The organism is Ruminococcus sporogenes (assembly GCF_054655175.1).
On the sequence record NZ_BAAHOA010000017.1, the window covers coordinates 1 to 1,659 of the forward strand.

The window sequence follows — 1,659 nt, forward strand, 5'->3', positions numbered from 1 at the left end:
AAATGCTTTACCGTTATGAAAATTGACGGAATTGATAATTATATGGTTATGTATGCAGGCTTTATCGACATGAGTTGAGAGTACAAATTCATATTGTTCGTCAAGCATTCTTTTCATAGTTTCAAGTCCGATTTCATGAGCCTGTTCTGCGGTCACCTCTCCTTTTTTGAATGACTGAATTGCATGAAAAGCAAGATTTTCAACATTGCTGTTCATTGATTTTCTTGTAAAACCAAACTCGTATTCCGCTGTACGATGTTGACAATTATGAGTAGAAATCCAAAAACCGTTTTCTGTTTTTTCTTTGTTGCAAATATAGTCGATAGCTTTGCCTAAGGTAACTTTGATAGGATGTATTTCTGTATAAGCCATATTTCCTCCAGTTTATTCTGAATATCTTTAATATCCTCTCGAAACACCGATTTAGTTTCGTTGACGCGCTTAACTATCTGATTAATATTTACCCCTATTTTATTAATCTCCGATACAAATTTTCTTATTTCTGAATAATCAACAATTTCTATTTTTCCCTCTATTGAAATCTTTCTTAAATAGGCGCTTAGATTTTTAATTCCGGCAGCTTTCATCTTCTCAATTATGAACTTTTTTTCTTCTCCGTCTACATAAAATTTTATCAAATAATTACGTTTTCTTTCTATTGACATTGCTTATCCTTTCTTGACTTTTTTCGGGGTTTGGGCGCTCCCAAAAGATTAATTTTTTCAAAACTAAACTCCGTTGAGTTTTTGTAAAAATTGCCGAGTGTGTCCACACCGGCGTTCCTTGCTATTCAGCCCTCCGAATTTTTCAGAAGATTCATCTCCGGACAAAATTCGGATTTACAGCGCATGAATGCGCTGTATTTTTTCAAAAAATCCAAGGATTTTTTGATTCTGAAAAATCAGAAATCGAAAGTCCAAAAGCGATCGCCTCAATTTGATTTTAAATTATAATCATGAATTTTTATTTTGTCAAGAGGGCAGAATTATTCTTCTATTCATAAACGTCAATCCGATAAAATAAAAAAACGCCGTAAATACGGCGTTTAAAATATATCCGAACTATTAAAAAAAATGAAGAAAAAAATTTTTTTCGACATTGCAAAAAAAATAAGGAACCGAGATTAAAATCTCGATTCCTATAATTGCTGAAAAATACCAGAAAAATATTTTTGAAAAAAATACTTGACAAAATTTTTCCTTCATGTTAAAATACAAAACAGAAAAAGCACCCCCACAAAGCATTGAACGTCTGCGAAACGTTCAATGCTCCATAATCAACGCAGATACAACCCTATCTGATTGACTTAGTGAGAATGCTATCTCAGCGTACGTACATGTATGCTCGAATAGATTTCATAAGCTCGTCAGATATTCCTCCATCGGAACTGGCGGGCTTATTGCTTTTTCTAAACAAAATTGAATATTTCTTTCAGGCAGCTATTCACTATCAAAATTAACATAAACTAAAATCACTGCTCACAGCCGCCTGCGGAGTTTCCTCCGTTATCAAACAACATAAATGCCGCTGTAAGCAGATGGTTTTAGTACTTACCTTTGGCTCCCCAAGTTGGACTCGAACCAACGACCCTGCGGTTAACAGCCGCATGCTCTACCGACTGAGCTATTGAGGAATATATATATACATTACACAAAACAA

2 protein-coding genes and 1 tRNA gene are annotated in these 1,659 nt (G+C 34.3%); all 3 read right to left on the reverse strand.

All coding sequences use genetic code 11. The annotated features are described in order from the left end of the window. On the reverse strand, positions 1–372 hold a 372-nt coding region (locus ACYQ0N_RS15175; protein WP_460163160.1), incomplete at its 3' end, for a relaxase/mobilization nuclease domain-containing protein. After that, positions 333–665 (reverse strand): plasmid mobilization protein, encoded by a 333-nt coding sequence (locus ACYQ0N_RS15180; RefSeq protein ID WP_177531348.1) that lies wholly within the window; start codon positions 663–665, stop codon positions 333–335. The genes ACYQ0N_RS15180 and ACYQ0N_RS15175, both read right to left, overlap by 40 nt. Positions 666–1,557: 892 nt before the next feature. Next, a tRNA-Asn gene (locus ACYQ0N_RS15185) sits at positions 1,558–1,633 on the reverse strand. Between the last annotated feature and the right edge of the window lie 26 nt (positions 1,634–1,659).

Coding starts and splice junctions, on each gene's coding strand:
- ACYQ0N_RS15180 (WP_177531348.1), bottom strand. CDS start 665: ATGTCAATAGAAAGAAAACGTAATTATTTGATAAAATTTTATGTAGAC.